24 protein-coding genes and 1 pseudogene are annotated in these 21523 nt (G+C 57.1%); 3 read left to right on the forward strand and 22 right to left on the reverse strand.

Features of this window, described 5'->3' with window-relative positions; genetic code table 11:
- Positions 1–6 precede the first annotated feature (6 nt).
- On the reverse strand, positions 7–216 hold the full coding sequence (locus AC07TV_RS18740) for a hypothetical protein (protein WP_494649886.1): 210 nt from the start codon (positions 214–216) through the stop codon (positions 7–9).
- A 127-nt stretch (positions 217–343) separates the two neighbouring features.
- Between AC07TV_RS18740 and AC07TV_RS18745 the strand changes: the two genes are divergently transcribed.
- A complete protein-coding gene (locus AC07TV_RS18745) occupies positions 344–1711 on the forward strand; it encodes an ISL3 family transposase (protein WP_494649887.1) in 1368 nt (455 codons plus the stop codon).
- Positions 1712–1869: 158 nt separating this feature from the next.
- Here the strand turns inward: AC07TV_RS18745 and AC07TV_RS18750 are convergent, their stop codons facing one another.
- From AC07TV_RS18750 to AC07TV_RS18825, 16 genes are all read right to left on the reverse strand, one after another.
- Entirely contained in the window at positions 1870–2979 is a 1110-nt protein-coding gene (locus AC07TV_RS18750) for a hypothetical protein (RefSeq protein ID WP_494649888.1), read from the reverse strand.
- Positions 2980–3205: 226 nt separating this feature from the next.
- Positions 3206–3583 (reverse strand): hypothetical protein, encoded by a 378-nt coding sequence (locus tag AC07TV_RS18755; protein ID WP_494649889.1) that lies wholly within the window; start codon positions 3581–3583, stop codon positions 3206–3208.
- Between the two features lie 4 nt (positions 3584–3587).
- The gene (locus tag AC07TV_RS18760; protein ID WP_494649890.1) at positions 3588–4565 is read right to left on the reverse strand and encodes a hypothetical protein; all 978 of its coding nucleotides are present in this window, start codon (positions 4563–4565) and stop codon (positions 3588–3590) included.
- A gap of 61 nt (positions 4566–4626) precedes the next feature.
- Positions 4627–5907: a DUF1173 family protein gene (locus AC07TV_RS18765; RefSeq protein ID WP_494649891.1), complete on the reverse strand. Its 1281-nt coding sequence runs from the start codon at positions 5905–5907 to the stop codon at positions 4627–4629.
- A gap of 27 nt (positions 5908–5934) precedes the next feature.
- The gene (locus AC07TV_RS18770; protein ID WP_494649892.1) at positions 5935–6183 is read right to left on the reverse strand and encodes a hypothetical protein; all 249 of its coding nucleotides are present in this window, start codon (positions 6181–6183) and stop codon (positions 5935–5937) included.
- Entirely contained in the window at positions 6167–6763 is a 597-nt protein-coding gene (locus AC07TV_RS18775) for a hypothetical protein (protein ID WP_494649893.1), read from the reverse strand. The genes AC07TV_RS18770 and AC07TV_RS18775 overlap by 17 nt, the downstream gene beginning before the upstream one ends.
- Positions 6764–6807: 44 nt before the next feature.
- Positions 6808–8892, reverse strand: coding sequence for a methyl-accepting chemotaxis protein (locus AC07TV_RS18780; RefSeq protein ID WP_494649894.1), 2085 nt, complete (start codon positions 8890–8892; stop codon positions 6808–6810).
- Between the two features lie 179 nt (positions 8893–9071).
- A complete protein-coding gene (locus tag AC07TV_RS18785; RefSeq protein ID WP_494649895.1) occupies positions 9072–9356 on the reverse strand; it encodes a hypothetical protein in 285 nt (94 codons plus the stop codon).
- Positions 9357–9363: 7 nt separating this feature from the next.
- Positions 9364–9699 carry a hypothetical protein gene (locus AC07TV_RS18790; RefSeq protein ID WP_494649896.1) on the reverse strand — a complete coding sequence of 112 codons (336 nt, stop codon included), beginning with the start codon at positions 9697–9699 and terminating at the stop codon, positions 9364–9366.
- Entirely contained in the window at positions 9696–10028 is a 333-nt protein-coding gene (locus AC07TV_RS18795) for a hypothetical protein (RefSeq protein WP_494649897.1), read from the reverse strand. The genes AC07TV_RS18790 and AC07TV_RS18795 overlap by 4 nt, the downstream gene beginning before the upstream one ends.
- Before the next feature lie 15 nt (positions 10029–10043).
- Positions 10044–10508 carry a zinc-finger-containing protein gene (locus AC07TV_RS18800; protein ID WP_494649898.1) on the reverse strand — a complete coding sequence of 155 codons (465 nt, stop codon included), beginning with the start codon at positions 10506–10508 and terminating at the stop codon, positions 10044–10046.
- 12 nt (positions 10509–10520) lie between these two features.
- Positions 10521–11450, reverse strand: a complete 930-nt coding sequence (locus tag AC07TV_RS18805; protein ID WP_494649899.1) for a DNA/RNA non-specific endonuclease — start codon at positions 11448–11450, stop codon at positions 10521–10523.
- Between the two features lie 13 nt (positions 11451–11463).
- The gene (locus tag AC07TV_RS18810) at positions 11464–11763 is read right to left on the reverse strand and encodes a hypothetical protein (RefSeq protein WP_494649900.1); all 300 of its coding nucleotides are present in this window, start codon (positions 11761–11763) and stop codon (positions 11464–11466) included.
- A gap of 38 nt (positions 11764–11801) precedes the next feature.
- Positions 11802–12776 (reverse strand): recombination directionality factor, encoded by a 975-nt coding sequence (locus AC07TV_RS18815; protein ID WP_494649901.1) that lies wholly within the window; start codon positions 12774–12776, stop codon positions 11802–11804.
- 417 nt (positions 12777–13193) lie between these two features.
- Complete coding sequence (locus AC07TV_RS18820; RefSeq protein WP_494649902.1) at positions 13194–14174, reverse strand: hypothetical protein; 981 nt, start codon at positions 14172–14174, stop codon at positions 13194–13196.
- 90 nt (positions 14175–14264) lie between these two features.
- A complete protein-coding gene (locus tag AC07TV_RS18825) occupies positions 14265–14867 on the reverse strand; it encodes a hypothetical protein (RefSeq protein WP_494649903.1) in 603 nt (200 codons plus the stop codon).
- Positions 14868–14925: 58 nt separating this feature from the next.
- Between AC07TV_RS18825 and AC07TV_RS18830 the strand changes: the two genes are divergently transcribed.
- Positions 14926–15870, forward strand: coding sequence for a PD-(D/E)XK nuclease-like domain-containing protein (locus tag AC07TV_RS18830; RefSeq protein WP_494649904.1), 945 nt, complete (start codon positions 14926–14928; stop codon positions 15868–15870).
- Positions 15871–17940 (forward strand): ATP-dependent helicase, encoded by a 2070-nt coding sequence (locus AC07TV_RS18835; protein WP_494649905.1) that lies wholly within the window; start codon positions 15871–15873, stop codon positions 17938–17940.
- Positions 17941–17967: 27 nt separating this feature from the next.
- On the opposite strand, the pseudogene AC07TV_RS18840 reads toward AC07TV_RS18835, so the two are convergent.
- The 5 genes and pseudogenes from AC07TV_RS18840 to AC07TV_RS18860 form a co-directional block, all read right to left on the reverse strand.
- A pseudogene (locus AC07TV_RS18840) lies at positions 17968–18627 on the reverse strand (EAL domain-containing protein); the annotation flags it as partial.
- Positions 18624–19178, reverse strand: coding sequence for a YcbK family protein (locus tag AC07TV_RS18845; protein WP_494649906.1), 555 nt, complete (start codon positions 19176–19178; stop codon positions 18624–18626). The gene AC07TV_RS18845 and the pseudogene AC07TV_RS18840, both read right to left, overlap by 4 nt.
- 168 nt (positions 19179–19346) lie before the next feature.
- Positions 19347–20168 carry a PRTRC system ThiF family protein gene (locus AC07TV_RS18850; RefSeq protein WP_494649907.1) on the reverse strand — a complete coding sequence of 274 codons (822 nt, stop codon included), beginning with the start codon at positions 20166–20168 and terminating at the stop codon, positions 19347–19349.
- Positions 20143–20799: a PRTRC system protein A gene (locus tag AC07TV_RS18855; protein ID WP_494649908.1), complete on the reverse strand. Its 657-nt coding sequence runs from the start codon at positions 20797–20799 to the stop codon at positions 20143–20145. The genes AC07TV_RS18850 and AC07TV_RS18855 overlap by 26 nt, the downstream gene beginning before the upstream one ends.
- A 3-nt stretch (positions 20800–20802) precedes the next feature.
- Positions 20803–21510, reverse strand: a complete 708-nt coding sequence (locus AC07TV_RS18860) for a PRTRC system protein B (protein WP_494649909.1) — start codon at positions 21508–21510, stop codon at positions 20803–20805.
- Between the last annotated feature and the right edge of the window lie 13 nt (positions 21511–21523).

A 21523-nucleotide genomic window follows, 5' to 3' on the forward strand; every position in this document is an offset into this window, starting at 1 on the left:
CTTTCATTATTTGCGAATTTCAGCTTCCAGCGAGCGCGGGCACTTCCAGTTTGCCGCCTCTGCCGGAGCATCACCTTCCTCGATCCAGTGCTCGATACAACGCTCCCACTCTGCCGACTTCGAGACTTTACCGCCTTCCGATGCCATCGACTCCTTGAGGTGCAGGAAGTAATGCGCAAACTTGGTGCGAGCGGTTTGTTCTGTCAGCGTTGTCATTCGTGGCGCTCCAACATTTGAATCAAGTTTCAAGTTCGATGCTACACGATCAGATTAGACGCATTGCGTCTATTTGTCAAGCGCATAAACGAGATATAGAATTCGCCCCTTTCGGCTAAAGCCCAGCATGCCCGTCAATGTCCTCAATCTCCCTGGCCTGCGGGTTCTCGACTTCAAGGAAACCGATACTGACTATCATGTGAAGGCAAAGCCGACCATCGTTTCCAAGCTCTGTCCGCACTGCGGGCGTTCCAACGAAACGGTGGCCCACGCTCAGAAAACGCTGTTCATCCGCGACCTTCCGTCCCACGGCAAAAGCGTAGCGGTTCACCTCGACGTGCCGCGCCTGCGTTGCAAGCCCTGCGGCAAAACCTTCACGGCGGCGGTGCCCGAGGTGGATACGGCCCGGCAGATGACCGAACGCCTGGCCAAGTGGGTTGGTCGGCAGGGTCTGGAATACACCTACGCCGAGATTGCCAAGCAGGTAGGGATTGACGAAAAGACCGTCCGCAACGTGTTCGATGAGTACGTGGCGGAACTGGAGAAGGAATTCAAGCGCGAAACGCCGGTCTGGCTGGGGATCGACGAAATCAAGCTGGGGCGCTTCCGGGCGGTCTTCACCAACATTCAGGGCCGGTCGCTGATCGACATGCTGCCCGACCGTTACGGCACGTCCATCGTCAGTTTCCTGCACTCCCTGCCGAATAAAGAGCGGATCACGCACGTTGCGACGGACATGTGGCGTCCGTACCGGATCGCCGTCCTGGCAGCCCTTCCCAATGCGAAACTGGTGGTCGATAAGTTCCACGTCGTCAGCAAGGCCAACGCCTCGTTTGACGCGGTTCGGCGCAGCATTGGCAACCAGGACAAGAAACGCCATTCGCTCGGCCTGAAACGCGCCCACAAACTGTTTGCCAAGCGTCAGCGCGATCTGGACGATGAGCAGCACCTGACCGTTTCCGGATGGCTCAACAGCTTCCCGCTGCTGGCCGCTGCTTATGACCTCAAGGAACGGCTCTACAAGGTCTATGAGGTGGAAACCAAGGAAGAGGCTTGGGGCGAGTATCTGGTTTGGGAGGCGAGCATTCCTGACGAGCTTGCCAAGCCCTTCCGCCCGGTGAAAACGGCCTTCCGGAACTGGAAGACCTACATCCTGAATTACTTCGACGATGAGCGCGTCACGAACGCCTTTACCGAGAGTTTCAACGCCAAGATCAGGCGAGTCTACCGGGATGGCCGGGGCTACACCTTTGAGCGGTTGCGGGCCAAGGTATTGTTCACTGACAGGCTGCAAAAGCGAGTGCCCATCCAGGAGAAGGTCAAGGTCAAGAAGAAGCCGAAGTTCGAGGAAGTCGGCATGGCTCGGATGTATCTCATGACGCATTTAGTCTGTGAAGAAAGAGCGGAATACGAGATCAGAACTCAGACCCGCCAGGGCAACCTTGGAACCGACCTGTCCACCCTGGAGGCGCTTTTGGACTCAGGGCAGTTTTAGGCCGTTAACCCCGTCCGTCCACCGGAAAATCCGGATGCCCGATCCCTGAAACCCTGGGCTGCAGTACCTTAGCCGGCGCAGTCAGTAGGCCCGTGGAGGTTTTAGCGTATTCGTCAGCCATGCAGTAATGCATGGTATCTACATGGCTGCGATTTTTATCAATGAAACGCAGTCTCCTGGACAAGCACCCGAACTGGCTCGTAGCCAAATTCCATCAATTCCTCACGTGCATCACTTCTTGATGGTTCGGTATTGGAGAGAGCTTGGGCAACCAGCGCGGTAGAAGCGTCCGTCGGATATCTCTCAACGAAGCCTGGTTGCATACTGACCAGACGCAGAGCATTCATGGCCATAATGAGGCAATCTCGCTCCATGGGTGCCCAGCCAATTAACTTGCCGCCTTCCATATCTGCAAACCGCTCTTCTACCTGACCGAGACTTGGGGGGTACTCCCCTTCTGTCCGGTCGTACGATGGCCCAATCAACCATAGGCACCCTTCTGCTTCGGCACATAACCCTGCCATCAGCGACGAAAAGTTATCGAGCCGAACATAATTTGGCACCGTTGTCGTCATTGTGAAATTGAACGACTGCCCATGTGGATCCTTTTCGATATAGCAGCCGTCGACAAAGGTGTTGGGCGTGGGTCCTTTGATTCCTAGTGCTGCCCCCCAGTGAACATAGATGCAGGGTGCGGGTAAATGGATGTCCTTAACCGAGAACTTGAGTGCGTCTGCCGAACAAAGGGCTATACCAAAGTTTCGTAGGTCGTAAATGATCCGTCCAGACGGGACCCAAGAAATAATCGAGCCTTCCAGCGAGCCGATGTCTGAGCAATCGAAACCAAGAGCCGATTCAATGCGCTCAATGGGGAAATATTCGACCTCCTCATCAAGAAGCATACTGGACGGATCATCTCTGTGCTTCATATAGAACGTTTCAGCCACGCTGATGAATCGCAGGGCCTCCTCTTTTTTTCGTGCGGCAGCCACCTCCATGGTGGTTTGTTCCCAATCTCTATCGGACCGAAGATGGAAGAAGCGATGGGGGTGATACTTGAGCCAGCCGTAGCTGTTCTCTATCCCTGCGAAACGATCCTCGTTAACCTGACGGTGGCACCACTGAACGTGATGGAAAGATTCATAACCTGCCCGGGTGGAAGCTTTCTCCAGAGCCTTTGAATAGGCCAGCCCTTCAGACTTCTGAATGCTCTTGGCGCTGCGCTTGATCGACTCAATAGCAGTATTAGACGTGGGGATGTATTGCATGACGCATTCCTCAGTGCTTGCAGATGACGGCGCCCACTACCGCTTCTGCACACATTGGAAGCGTAAGAAACATTTGAAGATCGTCCGTCGAAACGGATTCGCTAGGTGGGCTGCTGGCCACGATCAGGCCGTCTCAATTTTTGCTCAAGCGGCACATTGTCGTCAAGCACAATGGTCTGCCTATGCAGCGGCATGTCAGGCGTGCATGAATGCAGGCAGCGGTTGGTTAGCCTGTCTGCAGGCGAGGCTTGGCCGCTTTCAGGTTCCTGATTTTTCCCCACAGAATAGCCGGAGGCGGCGGTGAGCGCATGGCGTCGACGTAGCGACGTGCTTGCAGGTCATCGGCCGGCCAACCTTCCGCGATATCTTCCTTGTTCATGATGATGAGTATCCTGTGCATGACCAGATCCTGGCGTGCATAGCCCTTCTCATCGATCGGTACGGGAGAAAGGCCGGTGATCACCCCGCTGTCTTCCTCGACAAGCCAGATGATCTTCCGCGCATGCTCGTACACCTGAGCGCGGCCGCAGAAGATATCGAGAGCCCTGACAGAACCTACCGGTTTGACGGTGCAGCCGTCGTAGACGTAAATGCACGTTCCCATAGCGTCAGGCCTCCACCGGCGTCGCCTGCATGACTGCCGAGGTTCCGTTGGCCTGGGCGCGTGCCCAGCGCCATGCCATTTCTTTCCTGACTAACTCGCTGTTGCGCTCGGTCCGCGGGCGTATGACGCCGGCGAAGGCTTCCATCAGTTCCATCAGCTCTGCATATGCATGCCGCGCTTCTGCGAATTCCGGCGTATGGCGAAGTTCGACATAGCGCATCAACGTCAGACTGATCGCGATCCGGGCCATCACCTGGCCGTGTCGATCACGCCAGGCCGCCAGCTTTGAACGCAACAATGCTTTGGCGCCAGCGATAGTGCGTTCGCCCCCGATAAAGGTGTTCAGTTCGATGAACGCTTCGTGCTTCTGCGAGGCTGGAATGATGTCTCCCAGCAGCAGCCCGTTCTTCGTTGGGAAGGCAACCGGCATTGGCGGCCGGTCGTTTTGGTCGAGTAGCCCGGCTTCGTGTGAAATAATGGTTTCGCAAGCGCTGATCGCCGCCATCATTGGTACATCGATCAGTTCGTCGATCACATCCTTCGCTTTGGTTGTAGCTAGGCGCTGGAACAAGCGGTCTATGGCGTGGCTGCGAACCAGGATAGGAATTGCCCGATACCGTGGCTGCATCCGGAAGAGATCCACCAGAAGTCCGCTGAATATGAATGCGCCCTCGAGGTGATTGAGCCAAGGGTGGCTTTGAAGCAGACTTCCACCATCCTTTAGCTTGGATACGCCGTCGATGATGATCCAGGAGGCGAATTGATCGTCAGCTACCGTTCGCATCATGGCAACGCGGCCGAACGCTTCATCGATCTCGGCATGCGCGCGTCGCCAACCTTTCTTTGTACGGTTCTGAGCACCCCTGATGCACCATTTTGCGAGGCGAAGGTCCGCCCGGGTTACGGCAGCCGCTGTTTGATCGAGCATTTGCTTGCGGAGTCCGCGTGCAAGCGTCTCGTTGACGAAGGTAGTGGTGTCCATGCAGGACATGCTCCCAGAGGACACTCTGCTTTCAAGTGGGCAAAGTCCGCCGCAATGCCTTCTATTCAAGCGCCCGGGTCTTTCTCTTGGCTTCCGGGAATGGCTTCATCGTCTTGCCGTCCGGGTCCTGGACGGCATCCCAATACCACCAGCGGTCAGTACCAAATTCCTTCTGGTAGTACGCCATCTTGACGGCCTTGCGCGCCTCGTATGATTCGTCGGTACGGCCGAAGACTTCCAACGGGGTATCGGCCCCCGTGTCACGCAGAATGAAGTCGGGGAAAACCACGTCTTCATCGGCGTCGAAGCGCAATGGCTTCGTGAAGCCGCGTTCCTCGCTGGTCAGCTTGTCGGCTACCGTGAGTTCGAACATCGAATCGAACGGTATCCAGTTAGTGGTCACCGGCATCAATGCGATGTCGACGACATCGGCATACTTGCCATCCTTTTTCAGGTCGAGTTCGGCGATCGCCATGATGCGCTGATTGTTCTGCCATGCTGAGATTGCACGAGGGAAACGCTTGCACACCCGCCCCCACAGCCCGGCATGCATGTCGAGCATCGGGATACCGTGGAAACCGACTATCTTTAGCGCCGATGCCATTTCCTTGTCGCGTTCGGGGCTATATGCGGCAAGCGGCACGATCGCCAACAACCTGGTCTTCGCTTTGTGAGCCGCATCGACGCGCTGCCGGTTTGTCGTCGCCCACCGGCCGTCGGGTTTGTGGTCAGCTAGTAGCAGGACCGAGTTCAGTTGCACCTTGGCAGCAGTGATGTGTGATGCAGCATCGTCCAGCCAAAGGTTGATCCGGCCGATGTCGCGTTTCCCTTTCATCGCCGGCCACCACGAGTTCAGGTCCGCTTCGTCCCACAGGTAGTTCAGCAACCCAAGAAGGCGCATCGCCGGTTTCGAGTTTCTGCCGGCAACGGGCGTTGGCGCCGGCAGTGGTGGAACGCCTGGGTCGGATGCCTCTCGCTTCTTCAGGCCGATCTCAAGCCGAATCTTGATCGTGCCATTTGGACCTTCCTCGATGACGCCCTTTTGATAGCCACTCATCCCGGATTTCTCGGGATCTGGCGAATAGAAGCGGCACTCGTTGCCGTGTTCGCCTCCGGTCAATGGATATCTGGCCAGGCAGAACGAATCCGAGTCGTAGTGGCGCACGGCAAGCAGTTTGCTCCCCTTGCCCGGGCACGCACAGCTAACTTTGCCGCCTCGATGTGCCTTTGTGAGCGTTGCCTTCCATCCCTTGGCATAGGTGTTGTCCGTCTGGAATTCCGGGCTGTACTTAGCCGGCTTCTGGCCATCGAACTCAATGATTACCGAATACGTCTTTCCCATGATTTCCCCTTGCATTGTTTGCCGGCGTCAGAAACGGAACGCCCAGACGAGCAACCCGCCAATCACCGGAATGGCAACCGATAACCCGATGATCGTACCGATCACCCGTGGAGCCGACTTATCGTCCAGATGGTCAATTTTTCGTGAGGCCATACCGAATCCAATCGATAGGCAGCCAATCAGGCACGCCATCCAAAGAACCAGCCAGGCTTCTATGCTCCCCTGCTGTTCCACCAGCTGGACTGACTTGTAGAGGCCGTTAGCCGATCCGAGCATGATCCTGCCGCACCATTTGTCTAACCAAAGAAGTCAGTCCAACTCGCCCTGTCGTGACGGCCACGCGCATGCGATATCGGCGTGACTTTTCTGCACCCGAATAGGGCCGCGGTTGAGGAACGTTGTCACCCTCCCCGGCCCTGAACAAGGCCTGCATTGGCCCCTGACTGTTTCGGCGCCACCCGGAAATATGGACCCGCCGTTGTTCGTTCAGGATTTCCATGTATCTGGCGTTCTTCACTGTTGTCGGCGACAGACTGGCGGCGATCGCCACTTCCCGATACGACAGGTCGGGCTGCAGGCGCAGCGAGGCAACAATTCGCGCCATGCCCGCCGAGTCGCGATCCTGATCCGAAAACAATGGCCTTTCCGCCACTTCCCCAGGTCCGCCCGCGTACACGGCGATCACGAAGCCGTTGCAGGCTTTTCGCCAGTCGGCAATATGGATCTTGCCGAGATTCTGCAGAGCTTGCAGATAACCCCCGGGGCCCAGCGTGTGCAGCGACACGAAGGCTGCTTTGGCGATCTCTGCGGCGGTCAGCTGCCCTGCCCGCTCGACGGACTGGACGATGCGCTGCATCGCCCTGCTGGTCTCATAGCGCGGCACTCGGGAGGATGGAGAGGTCATACCTTGAAGTCGTCGCAAAGAGTGCGCAGCGAGGACGCGCGGCTGGTGATGGAATTGGCGGACTCCAGAGCTCGGCGAACGTAGCCCATGTTGCTTTCGATCAGCGTGGCGATCTGCTCCATATTCTGGGCTACTTGTTCCGAGGCGGTGGCTTGCTCCTGGGCGGCGTCGGCAATGTGTGCGGACATGCCGGTGATTTCCTGACTCGTTGTCCGAATCTGCTCAAGGTCCTGGATTCGCTCCATGATCTGCCCGGCATTTTCCTCGACTTCGCCGACCACTTGATTGATCGATGTCACGCTGCTCGCCGTAACGCGATGGATCTCCGCCACCATTGCGGTGATTTCGTTGGTCGATTTGGCTGTGCGCTCGGCCAGTTTACGTACTTCGTCGGCGACGACGGCGAAACCGCGCCCTTCGTCACCAGCTCGTGCGGCCTCGATGGCCGCGTTGAGGGCCAGCAGGTTGGTTTGATCCGCGATTTCCTTGATGGTGAGCGTCACGTTGCCAATCTTGGAGATCACCTTCTCGAGGTCCGATATCGCTTGGCTGGATTCGCGAACCGATTGAACAACCCTATTTGTCGTCTGGACGCTCGCATCCATGCTTTCGCGTGCGGTGCTTACCCTCTCCTGCGATTCCGATGCGGCGCCGGCGGCATTGCGGGCGGCGTCGGCAACTTCATGGACCGACTGGCTGAATTCCTCGGTCGCCGAGGCTACGCTGGTGGAACTGTCGCGTTGCAATTCCGAATGCTCATAGACTGCCCGGACGTGCCCGTTGATCTGGTTCGTCTCAACATCGATCTGTTGAGCGGCCGCCTTGATTTCATCGAGCATGGCCTTCAGGTGGGCTTGCATCGTCGCGAGGTGAGCCATCAGGCGGCCAATTTCATCGCGCCCGCCGATATCGATGTCACCGGTGAGGTCGCCCTGAGCGATCATCGAGAACTTCCTAATCGCGTCATTCACTGGCCGAGTTATCGAAGCAATGACCCAGAAGCCCGCCAGGACCACGAAAAGCAGACTGGCCACAACCGACCCGATCGCAATGTTCGCAGTTTGCGAATAGCGAACCTTGGCGGCGGTAAACTCGTTTTGTGCTGATTGCTTTACCGCTTCGCGGAAGGCGTTGGATGTTTGCTCGACCTTGGCATAGGCGGGATTGATCTTGCTCAGCAGAACGAGATTTGCACGATCGAAGTTTCCGGCCAGGATTGCCTCACGGGCAACCTGCAGTCCGTCATTGACGAACACGTCGCGTGCCTCGATGTAGGCGGCCAGCAGTCGTTTCAGGTCAGGGCCGAGGTCGCGCCCTTGGAGTTCCTTTACCAGTTCAGTGATCTGATCGCGGTTCTTCGCAATCAGATCCGTGTGCATCGTTACCGGATGCTCATGCATCGAAGCGTAGGCGTTTGTCGGGCTGTGCTGCAACGACAGCATGACTTGCGCCCGGTTGTCATTCATCAGCTTGGTGACTTGGCCGATCATCTCAACCGGCTCCAAGCCCCTGTGATACGTGGTCTCCAGCGCTTCGTTGCCTGCGTTTATGCCGACTACGCCCACGGTTGCCACGCCAGCCACTAGAAGCGACATGCTGGCCATCAAGGCAATCAGCCGAGTCTTGATGGAGAGCCGCATCCAGATTGGCGGTTTGGAACCCAGTTTGGCGGTGCCGGTCCGGATTTGCTGATATAGCCCTTCGGCATTTTCGATTTCGGTCCGAGTCGGTTTCGTCCGTACCGACACGTAGCCAATAACCTCAGTCCCTTGATAGACCGGAGCTGCGAAAGCATTCACCCAGTAGAAATCGCCGTTCTTGCAACGGTTTTTCACAATCCCGCGCCAAGGAAGGCCTTCCCTGAGAGTCTTCCACATATCGGCAAATGCCGACGGCGGCATGTCAGGATGCCGAACCAGGTTGTGATTGCTGCCGACCAGTTCGTGGCGTGAGAATCCACTGATGTCGACGAAGGCATCGTTCGCGTAGGTGATGATGCCTTTGAGGTCGGTCTTTGAGACCAGGTAGCGGCCTTCCGGAAGGCTGCGCTCATTTAATGTGACAGGGAGGTTATTTCTCACGTTTCCAAGGCCAATGATGCGAATGCTTGCATCCTATGGGGTGCCTTGGGAGAAATCGCGGGGCTAAATGGCTGGTTTCCCTATGGGGAATCTGTATCCTGCCAGGCCTGTTGCCATCAAGTACTGGTATGCGTAGAGGTTGCCGGTTCTCGTCTTATCCCGGCAACCCCAGCCGCCTGTCAGCCTTCAAACTTCGGCAATTGGGCAGACATACGATCGATGAACGCGCGGGCTTCGCCGCAGGTCTCGATTGCCAGCGCGTCGCTGATGGCTTGCTCGGGCCATTCGTACTTCTGCACGTACACGGAGGCTGCCGTCACGACCGCAGCCTTTACCGCCGGCGCCAACGGAGAACTGTCCTGACCATTAAACACGTTCTGATTGGCAATCCAGCGCCCCATGTCGAAATCGGCTTCTTGCAGAGCGCGCCGCACGAAGGCTTCGTCTTTGATTCCACGTTCCATATTTTTCCTAGCTTATCCGGCGAGGTTGTGAAAAGAACGGCCTGGCCATAGCCACCTTGGCGATGAAATCCGTTTTCTTCTCAAACGGAGGTTCTTCGCCGACGGCGCAGGTTTTCGCGGCCACCGAAATCTTCGCCACGCGCTCTTTGGTTATGTCATTCAGGAAGGTAGCGAAGCTGCTGGTCTTACCGCTGCTCCCCTTGTCGAACACCATGACCTTACCACCACCCATCATGTAGGTCAGCAGCATGGTTTGCGAAACGGCGCTCATCCCTGCCCTGCTCGAAATCGCGCCAAGACACCCGGCGGCAGCGTGAATGTGCGTTGTGGTCATGGTGTTCATGCTTCTCCTTTTGCTAGAATTTTTTGGTCATTGACCACGGGAAACATTTGCTCCAGTTCTTCAGTTTTGGCTTGTATCTGCTTCGTAGGTGAAACAGCAGCTTCGTTGTGCATCAGCGTCCTAACCAGACTGTCAACTAAGAGACCGGTGTGATCGCCCTTCCTGCCGATTTGCACCTGAAGAAACCGGCCGTCTTCAAAATGTACTTTGGCAAGCCGCACGCTTCCCATGTTCGCGCCGACGATTTTCGTGATTCTTACGTCCGGCGCCTTGCTCGCGAGAATTTCAATGGCCCGTTGGCCGATATACCCGCCGCTCCTAGTAGTCATGGCTCTTTCGCGTGATCAGATTGCTGTTTGGATTTTACCCGCGTTGATTAGGGAAACCACCGTCAAGCAGTCCTGGGCATCCATCCACGAAATGTGAGCTGCCTGCCTGCCCATAGCCTTGCTCAAGGCTTGATAGGCGCGTTTGCGCGCTCCTGCCCCCTTGTTCTGCCACAGCGGGTCAAATGCAGCGTGCGCCGCCCGTCGTGCCTGCATCGTTGCTTTATCCGCGAGCGTGCCAAGCGGGATATCCGTTCCGGGATGGCAACCCACCCTGGCGCCGCAAGCGCAACAGGCATAGGCGAACGGCCAGCCGAATTCCCGGCCACCGTAGAACTTCGCGTTGTTGACCAGTTCGACGTTCCCTCCACAGAAGCGGCAGTTTGTCGGTACCGGAAGGCTATCGCGGACCCGAGCGACGGCTTCGGGATCATTGATCTTTCGACCGTCGCGGGTGTATTCCTGAAAAACGGGATGGGTCATCAGATAGCCGCCCTAGTCGTTGAAGCGGACGCGAACTCGCGGCAGCATCCAGTTGCCACCACCGACTTCGAGACGATCTGCATCAGCCCGGCCAAGGTTCGGGTTGAAGTTGAGGCCGGTTGCACGCTCGACTTCGCGTACGCTGACCTGATAGCGCCCTGGATCGTCGCCCACGTCGGCGCGATTGGGAATGATAAATCCGGTCATTTCGTGCTTACTGGCATCGACGACGACCTTGTAGAGTGCATCCGGGACTGATACACCCCTCCCAATTGTGGAGCGGTGCGGGTTCGAATACACGGGGCCAGTAATCACATAGAGGTCGCCGCGGCGAGCTGTCATTTCGCGGATGCTGGCTTCCAGGTTGGCCCAGATACCGCGATTGTGATCCGGATTTTGCGGTACTGCATTCGACAGAAGAAACGTTTGGTTCATCAATGCCTGACTGGCCCGATAGTCGCCAGCTGGTGCGAGATGTCCTTTGTCGTAGCCCGAGCGCTTGTAGTCGTCGAGGTGAGCGTTGGCGCCGGAAGGAATCTGCGGGTCTTCGTTGAAATCGAGTCCCTTGCGACTTGCGCGCCCATCCATTTCTCTGGCTGCAAGGCGCTCGGCGATCCAGAGGGGAGTCTTCTCGGCCGGATCGTACATCCCCGCATAGCCTGCCCTGCAGGAGTAGAAAGCTCGATGCTGGATCTTCGCGTCGCTAGTTTGCGGATAGCCGTACGCCTGGAACTGCGGGCAGTCGCCATTGGGATGCCCCTGCGTTGTGCTCATCCCTGCCGAAGGAATCGCGGTGGGCCTCGAGAACTCCCTTGTGTGTTCGCGACTGAGATGGGTGATCTCCCGCACCGCCTCGCCAACGAAATTGAAGGCAAAGGCGGGTTGCGCAGCGGGCAAGGCAGCCAGCGCCAGGATGAGTGCAACGAATCGGTTCTTGATCATGGTGTATTCCTGTTCAGAACATAGGTATTGGTTTTGTGCGTGCTGCGGATGCCTTGGCATCGCGTGCAGCGTCGAGAATCTTTCGGATGGTCACTGACACGGCCGTTGTCTGGAGGGTGTCTGCGCGCTTGGCGACGCTGACATTCCAGATTTGCACTGCCTTAGCCAGCGACACTGACTTGCCTTCCATTGCGGCGAGCCGTGCAGGCACGCCGCGGACAACGAAGGCCTGCCAGGAGAACGTTGGTGCGAATTCGAGTCGCATTTCTTTCCCCTCGCTGTTCTTGGCTTCTTTAATGGTGATGACGGCCATGGTTGTTCAGGTGGTCGGGTTGGTCCCGGCACGGTTCCTTAGGCGGTAACCGGCTCACCAGCCTCCTGAGTGAGGTTGAGCGTCAAGGCCCCGGCCTGATCGGCGGTTTCCAGGAAGGCGCGCAGAGATGCCAGGCCGGGGGCTTGGGCAACTTGTTCCTCACCGGTTTGAACGGTTCCCTCGGCTGGCGGCTCATCGTCACCGCGGGCCAACAAGAATGCCTCGATGTCCTCGAACTCTTCCGTGCCCTCTTCGAATGCACCATTCTGTAGGCCGGCCAGAGCTTCTTGCTCGAAGGCTTGCTGGTCGAGGCCGGCGCTCTCCATCTGTTCTTCGTATTCCTGAGCCAGCTTGATGGCATCGAACTTGGAGACCTTGTTCAGCACCAGATCGGCATACCAGAACTTGGTCCAGCACGACATCGACGATGCCTTCTGGCGAAGCTTCAGCATGAACGGAACCCCAACGAGGCGATTGCCGAACATGGCGCGCATGCGGGTCATTTTGGCGTAGAGGGTACGCACAGCGTTGATCGACTCGGTACGCAGGATGAAACTCGAAAATTCGTCGTCCTGGCCGTCAATCATGACGTTGAGGCGGGCAAACAGGTCACACTTCACCTGACGGCCGAATTGGCAGTGCTCGGACCCGACACATTCCACCGAGACCACCTTGCCGCCATCGAGGCGGCGGGCGCATTTCCCATCGCCGGCGCAGATGGTGCGACCGTCGTTGTTGAATGCTTCGTAGCGGGCACGCATGTTGAGGTCCGGATCATTGAACATCAGATGTACCGGGATCTCGGTGATCAGCTCGGCCTTCTGTTCCGTGGTTTCAGCGACATGCTTGTGCATCGGGTGTTCAACCCAGTGGCCTTCGCCGTCCTTGAACAAGGCCGTGATCTTGAAGTGATTGGCCCGGACCGGATAACGCTTGCCCTTCTGATTGATGGCCACATCGCCGAGGCGAATGGTGCCGACGACTGGTGTGGTGATTGCGAGATTGCTGATCATGCTGCGACTCCTTGGTTAGGTGCGCAGCAGAGGTGCCGCGCTTCATGTAACCAATGCTACGGAGTCGCTTTCGAGTTTCTAGCCCCCAAATTGCGGGCTGATTCAATGACCTTTGCAGCTATCGCAAATTCTGGAAATGCGCTTGCCGCCATCCTTCAGCTCAAACTGGTCGAGGGATTTGGCAACTCCGCATGACCCGCATGTTTGCTTTGCCTCCACCCGCGGCTGATGCGGTATTCCCGCCTTCAGCATCTGGCTTCTCGTTCTGGCTTGAAAAAGGCTCACGGTGTTTCCCTTTTGGATTTTCCGGATGCAACCGGCCTTTGCGTGGCCGGCGGCATCTCCAGATAGTTCAGCGTATCGCTCCAGAAGCGGTCGAGCATCATGTTCAGCAATTGGCTTTGCGGTTGCTCGGGCTTAGTGCAAGGAGACGGGGGAACGGATAATTTCTTCGACATCGCTGATTGCAGACGAGTAGTTCATTTGTTGATAACCAATCCGGCAGTCGGAAACACCGCGTGAGGCGAACTCCCGAACCAGATAGTCCAGCGTGTCGCTGACATTTCCGTCCCGAAGCTCATCCAGGCATAGCGTCATCGTGCACTCGCCCAGTACGCCGCCGGCCTGCAGAAGGATTTCGATCTGATACTCGCCCCAAGGGGCGCCATCCGTCACTACATTGAAGGTTGCGCAATCCGCCACCATCGAGTTGTTTGCGATCAGGCTATCGAGATAGCGTTTGGTGATATGGCGAGACGAACTGATTGTGGCATCCAGGAACGGTTCCATCCTGCTGCTCTGGATCGACGGAGTTCGGCAGAATGGAGTTGCCCGTTCGAAGGCCACATGTCGTTCGACGATCTTGGCCAACTGTTCTTGTGCAGCAAGATCGGTGAGCAGTCGCGGCTTGGATTTCTCGGCCTTCCAGTAGAGCAGGCCAATCATCATTGCCGAGTCGATCATTGCCGCATCGCTTTCGGTGATCCTGGCGTCGAGGACGGCGTTCGGGCTTCCGCGCACGCCACGCTCGAAAAGGCGCGGCGTCAGGTTGTACATATCCTCGACCGACATCAGTTGGATCGTGCTGCGGGGAAGAGGCTGATCCAAAAAGATCAGTCCGTCGTCCTTCGACATCAGCTTGGCTCCTTGGACTTCCTTCAGGATTTCCTTGACGGCCAGTACCTGTTCGAAGGCCATCCCGAGATCACCATGCAGAGGAATGCCAACCAGGCACGTTGTGTACTCGCGGTTACCGATCTGGATCGTGCGCTTCGTCAGAACTTCCTTCAGCGGAGCATTCCAGTCCAGGAGGGGGTTCTTTCGCGCAGCAACCATCAGATGCGCCGGGATAGTGCCGTAGGCGCCATCGGACATGGCGCTGTCGAGGAGATCGTACATAGTCTTCTGCTCACTGACGGAAAGGCCAAGATTGATGGGCTGGGTCGAGAGATTGGGTGTTTTGATCAAGTTCGGACCTATGTTATTTGATTAGAAGGCAAGGCTATGACAGAAATTATCGGATTGACGATCAGGTTTATTCAGAATAAACCGGAATGTCTCGTTTATTGAGAGCAAGCCTGAAACCGCCATGATGCGTTGCAAATCTTCCTTTTCCAGATGGCTCATTGCGACTTGCAGAAAGGTGCGTTTCAGATAGGGCGAGCAGAATTGCCCGCGGCCATTGGCGATCAGCAGCATCATCGGATTCCGCATCGAAACCCCAAGCAGCAAGATGGCCGCTAGCGCATCTTCCCGATTGGCGTGGATGTGTCCGTAGACGTCTGCAGGACCGATGCAATAGTCGCCAAGGCAAGCCGACAGAAAGCGGTTGCTGCGATGGTCCTTTCGGTGTTCGACTGGGAACCTTGCAGCAGTCAAGGCTTTAGCCTGTTCGATGCAGGCATCCGTGAACTCCTCGTGAGGACCAACGGATGCCCAATAAATGATGTTCTCGTCCATACAGGCCCTTTTATCTGAACGCTGATCTTTTCCAAGTCGCCATTTTCGACACTTTGTTAGTTCGTCGCCGGGTGTTAAAACAGGCTTTTTCTGGGTGGAAATGGACAGTGTTTTTCCTACACCCTCCTTCATGCGACTGCTGCGGTGATTGCCTATTTGCCTACTGGAAATCGTGGAGTCGGTCGGTAGCATGAAGCTATCGATAACTCATTTCCATCTCGCCATGACCCAACCTGCCCAGTCCTCTGTTCTGTATCCGACTCAGCCGACATCCATTGATTTGTTTTCCGCAGAACCGAGTGTTGCCATCGTTCATCCTGATCGCAATATCGTTTCCGGTGTCGCTCCGGGCTGCTTTCATATGGACATTCCCTCGGACGAATACCACCAGCTGCCCGATTCCGTATCCTGCTCCGGGCTGAAGCACCTGCTGCGTTCGCCGGCACATTTCCAGGCCTACCTCGAGGCGCCGGACGACGGGAAGCCGAACATCGGCACTGCGCTGCATTGCGCCGCCCTTGAACCGGAAGTCTTCGAGGCTACCTACACGGTATTCAGCGGTCGGCGCGGCACCAATGTTTACAAGGCCTTCGTTGAGGAAAACAAAGGGAAAATTATTCTCAACGAACAGGAGTGGATCAAGGTACATGGCATGCTCCGCGCCATCATGACCCACAAGGAATTTCCTCTCTGGAAGGCTCTGCAAACGGCCAAGCGCGAAATGTCCGTCTTCTGGACCGACGAAGAAACCGGCATCCAATGCCGTGTTCGCTTCGATGCGCTGTGTGCCCCCTTTGCGAACTTCGACCTCAAAACTACGACCGACGCCCGCCCCAAGCACTTCCTCCGGCAGGCCATTGATTTGGACTACGATCTGCAGGCCGCCATGTACACCGAAGCTGCCCATCGATTCACCGGAGAAGTCCTCCCGTTCATCTTTGTCGCTGTCGAGGAAGATGCTCCCAATGGCCTTTGGATGCTGCCGGCCGGCCAATCCATGATCGACAACGGCTGGAAGAAATTCCGCCGTGCTCTGGATACCTACAAGCGTTGCCAGGAATCCGGACAGTGGCCGGGCTATACCAATGCCTACACCACCCTTGAAATGCCCCGCTACGCCCTGCTGGAGGATTAATTGGGCTACACCACCGAACAAATCGCCGTCGTCAATCATGACGGCGGGCATGCTATCGTCGGCGCCGTTGCCGGCTCGGGCAAAACCCACACGATGGTTGCGCGAGTGATTCACCTGCTCAAGGCCGGTGTCGAGCCGCGCCGCATCCTGGTGCTCATGTTCAACAAGAGCGCCCAGGAAGAATTCGAACGCCGTCTCAAGCGGGCCTGCGCAGAAGAAGGTTTGCCAGTCGCTGAGGTGCTGACGTTCCACGGGTTCGGTATGCGTATTTCTCGCCGCTTGGTCGAGGCCGGTTTGTTGAATGGCGCCAAGCTCGAGACCGAGGGTTACACCATTCGGAAGATGGCCCGTGAGATCCTGCAGCGCGTGAATGCTGAGGGTGATGAAGACAATCTGCTTGATCTGAATTTCGAAGTCGTCACGGAGTTTCTGGATACGATCGATATCCTGAAAGGTGAGCTATTCCCGACGCCCGATGAGCGTTGGGCTGCAACTGTCCGCGACATCGACAAGCGCTTCGTCCGCGGCTTCTCGCTATTCGAAGAAGCCAGGTTCGACCGCGGCATCCGCCTGTTCGCTGACCTGATCTACGATCCGGTAATGGCGGCTTTGTCCAACGCCGATGTGGAACGTTTCATTGGTGGCAGATATGACCACGTAATCATCGACGAATTCCAGGATATCAACGAGGCACAGATGACCCTCGTGCGGATGATTGCTGGCAAGCGGGCTTTCGTGATGGCCGTTGGGGATGAAGACCAGACCATTTATCGCTGGCGCGGTGCCAAGCCGGACTACATGACTTCCCTTTTCACCAAGGAATTCCCCGGCGCTGACCGCTACACCCTGCCCCATACCTTCCGCTACGGCCATTCGCTGTCACTGCTGGCCAACTTCGTCATTACCCGCAACGGTAACCGAACGGACAAGATCTGCGTTTCCGGGATTGAGCGCGATACCGCCCTCGACGTTCGCCTCGTTGCCTCGAACCCCGGGGCGGAGGCGCTCAAAATTGTGAAGGAATGGACTGCTGGCGGCCGTGGGTTGCACGAGATCGCCGTCCTGGTCCGGGAGTATGCTCATTCCATCAGTTCCGAAGTGGCGCTGCTGCAGGACGGCATTCCCTACCGCATTGTGGGGGCCGCCCCCTTCTTCGATCGCGCCGACGTGCTCGGATTGCGTGCCTATCTCCAGCTGGCCGCCGGTGGAATGGCCGCGGTCGAATCCGTCGAGCGCCGGACCAAGCTGGTGCAGGCGCTGCTGATGACGCCGACACTCTACTTGCGTCGGGATACTGTCGAGATGATTGCCGAGGCTGTCGCCGAGAGCCCCGATGACCTGTTGAGCATCGCGGAGAGTTTCTTCCGCAGCGATTCCCGTGCTCTGCCATTTACTCGTGATCGCCGGCTTCGCGCAATCGAGACCTGGCGCTGGGTGATGGGTATCGGGCCGACGAAGAAAGCCGCAGAGCTGCTGGGCGAGATATTGCAACGGACGAACTTACAGAAGGAAATCGAGAAGAACGTTCCCGATCCCCGCGAGTCTGCCGAGAAGATCAGGATGATCTGGCAGATCGTCAAGCTGGCCCGGGAGCGTGGTGAGTCGCCGGCTGGTTTCGTCGCCTTTCTGGATCGGCTGGCCACTGACTACGGAGCGGCCGAAGCAAGTGACGACCGGGTTCTGATCACCAGCTGCCATCGCGCCAAGGGTCTGGAATGGCCTTTGGTCATCCTTCCGGAACTGACCGATGGATCGTTCCCGGTCATCCGGGACGGTTCAGGCGATGCGGAGATTGAGGACGAGCGCCGCTTGTTTTACGTGGCTGCTACCCGCGCGAAAGAGCGGCTTGCTCTTCTGGCGCCGATGGATCAGGCGTTGCTCATGGCGAGCCGGACGGGTCGCTCGGACCCGCCCAACAATCCGCTAGCTTCCCGTTTTCTCTACGAGGCGAACCTGGCGGTGGCCGTTGATGGGTTGGAAACTACGCGCAAGGTCCAACCGGATTCCCGGTGCGCTGCCATCATTGATCGGTATCGTCGAGTCCAGGGAACGCCCGAAAATCCCCGGTAGGTCATTGTTCATGATGGGCGACGCGAGTGAGAATCCCTGCAGGTAGCGGACGCCCATCACCTTGAGCAGCTGGATCTTCTCGTCAGAGTCGATTTTTTCCCCAACCACATCCGCGCCGATATCCTTGGCCAGTGCAATGGTGCGGCTGATTCGCTCCCGATAGCGGAGCGTTGTGTCGTCGATGACGACTTTGATCAAGTCGGGTTTCACTGCGCGGACCAGTAATTCGTCGGCAAAACCCGTCTCGAAATCATCAACTGCCAGCTTGCATCCGACCTCTCTGACGCCGGCTGCAAAGACCGCGACCCAAGCGGTCGGGATTTCTGTCGATTCCGTGATCTCGACGATGAGTCGGTCACTAACTTGGCTGGCGGCCAGCCTTCGAATGATCTGTTGGCCGTCTTCAAGAATGGATCGCTGGGAGACGTTGAACGACGCCTTCATGCCAGGATTGCGCCGCAAGGTATCAACCGTCAGTGCCAGCACGTGCATGTCGATGTGGTGGATGAAGCCCAGTTCTTCAGCCAGCGACAGCAGGCGAACATGGAAATGCGGGTCCGGCGTCCGGGTAATGCGGAGTGTGGATTCGAAGAAGCCAACCTCACCATCGGTTTCGAGGTCGAAGATTGGCTGCAGGGCAATGGTGGCATCGCCGGCCTGGATGAAACTTTCTTGCACGCTATTCACCCTCGCCAATTCCTGAGCCGACCGGAATCAACATGAATAAAACCCTTGGATGGATAAAAGCCGACTCCGCCCCCTCGAAGGTATGCGGCAAGCCTGGCCAGATAATCTGCAGGTACGTCTGGAATCCAAATATCTGCAGCCTTGCCGGCGACATGCTGTGAGGTGCGTGCAGCGCCCTCGGTTGCATTGTTCGTCTGTGGTGAGCGATACCCACTGTTGAGGACAATGGGACGCTGGATGCCGGCGATTTCGAACCAACCCTGAATTCCGCGCAGGATGTCCAACAGTACCGGGTCCATCGATACGGTCAGGTTGGCCCGAACATCGCGCAGTAGATGGCATGCTTCACGGTAGCCATCAACTAGGTATTCCCCATTGGCCCAATAGACAATCCGCCGCTCTTCGCCAGTTGCTTGCCGCTTTATCCAGAGGGAGCGTGGGTAGTCCCAGAAGGACTGGCACAGCCCTAACCCCGGCGTGCCGACGGCCAACAGGCCGGCCGCAGCTTTGGCAAGGAACTCTCGACGGTGCATAGGAGTGTTTGGAGACATGGAATGCTCACTCTAGTGACTTTCCTACGCGGATTCCCGTGACTAAATCCAGCCGCGTGCTATGAGCAATTTTCCACACCGTTTCGCAGGCTCGCCGAAAGGCCTTCCTGCAAAGCGATAGGGCAAAAAAATCCCCCCGCTGCCATTGCTGGCAAACGGGGGGCTGGATCAGGATTTCTCCGGATTCTGTTTGGTCTTCCGACTACGCTTCGGTTTCAGACCGTATCCGAATCGTTTCCAGGCTTCCGGATCGATCGGCAACGGACTGGTCCGCGCATTCTTCAGATTGACGAAGACGCCATGGTGCGAGAGGCCACCGTAGCGAAACAACTCGAACAGCAAGTTGAGCGCATACAGGGCAACCCCGCGATTCACAAACAGCGACTGTTTTTCAAGAGCTTCCGCCAAACTGCAAGACGGCCCGGTATCTTCGCCCTCGAGGCTCGGATCACAGGTTTCCGGAAAGAGGTCGGCGACCGTCGGTAGCCGTGCCACCTTTCGCGCCTTGTCCCGCTGCTGATTCTTGAACTCGCCCAGGATCACCTGACCATCATGCTGTCGGTTGCCCAGGTCGAGCCAGTAGCGAACATTGCAACGTTCGCCGGCAGTCTGAATTGCTGCACGAGCTGCTCTGGTATCAACGCAACCGATGACCAGATCCATGTTGTACAGATTCGAATTTGCCTCCAGTCGAGCTGTGGCGCTCTTCCAGTTTGTCCCCATCGCCATGTTGATGCGATGGATCAGCACGTCCGCCTTGTATTGACCGACGTCGGCCGGATAGAACATCTGGCGACCGACATTCGAGGGACTGACAACATCATCATCCACCGCCACCACGTTCAGGCCGCCGGGATGACCGAGGGCAAGCATTGCGTGATGAAGTTGGGCGAGACCCGTCAGCACCTGCGATCCCGATCCACCGGCGCCAATAACGGCAACGTCGACCGGACCTTCCAGAAAGTTACCAGGAAGATGGTGGGGAAACATTTGCTTCTCCTTCGTTTGTCCGCCGATCGCTTCCCGTGATGGAAATTGACAGCGGCAGGTAATGACCGAGCGTACAGAGCCTGGCTTTTACCGTTGGATTGGGTTGATCCACGTTTCCGACGACGATGGCGATTTTGAGATCGCCTCGATCATCTTCGTTGTCTGTGCGCGAGAAAAACGCGCCCAAACTGCCGTGGGAATGAATATCCACCACGACATGCTGCCCTTCCGTGAGGTCGGGACGCTTGTACGTGATGTGGCCGGGGCTGTTGCTGACCGGTTCGAGAATTTGGCTGACCAAGTTCTTGGTTGCTTCATCCCAGATCAGCGCCATGGCCACTTCGTTTGGAAGGGACTGCCGTGCGAACTCGACGAATTCCCGGAGCGTTTCCCCCAGATGGGAGAAGCCCGTTTCCAGCGCCGGTGTTACCAGCCCGTAGGGCATGGCGACGTTGTTCTGCAAGGCAATAGGTTGCCGGGAATAAATCCCCGGCCGCCGCGCTTCGATCCAGATTCCATCCCTGGCATTGAGAATGCGATTCCCCGGTACAGCAAGGGCCTCGAACTCACCGAAGAACGGCACCATGATTGCAGGCATGGTGCTTTGCAATGCGATGTCTCTCGAATCCATCGGTTATCCCTTCAGGACCAAGTTGCTGTACATCGATTGCAGCGTCTGCTTGGTATCCACCAGCATCCCTTCCGGGAAGCGCTGGTAGCGTCCGTCCAGCATTTCCATCCAGAACTTGAACGCGCTCCCTTTCGCGATGAGCTTCTCGGGTGCGTGGATGTTCGGATGGGTGAAGAAAGACCCGAAGAAAGCGTCCTCCCATGCAGTCGGTTTTTTCCGGTTGGCGCCTTTCGGCGTCCGGGCAGTACCGGTGCAAATCTTCCCTCCCCGCCAGACGTTGAAATACGGCACCTGGTAGAGCTTGGTTTCCGGCGTCGGCCGGTCTTTGCCTTTGACAGCGAAGACGTGCCAACCTGCCTTGCACGTGACCATCACCAGCCCGGGGTTCGGAACTGGCGCGTGACGCTCGCCGCCGATTTCCTTGCAAGAGAACCACACTTCCCGCTGGGTAGGCTTCACCCACCAGACCATGTGATCGACTCCGGTTGCAAGTACGGTTTCCGGTAGCAGGCCCGTGCCACGCTGGCTTTCCGGCAACAACGCACGAAGCGCGGCCATCAAACCATCTTTCGTCGCCAGCACACCCGGTTGGATGACTGGCTGTTTTACTCCCTTGACGGTGACGTCATGCACGGTGGCAAACGTCTCGTAGAGCAGGATTGCATGCTTGATACTTTCAGCTTGCGCTGTCGATCCGGCCATGACTTCCATTTGATATTTCCTC

The organism is Azonexus sp. GW821-FHT04F04, assembly GCF_059420025.1.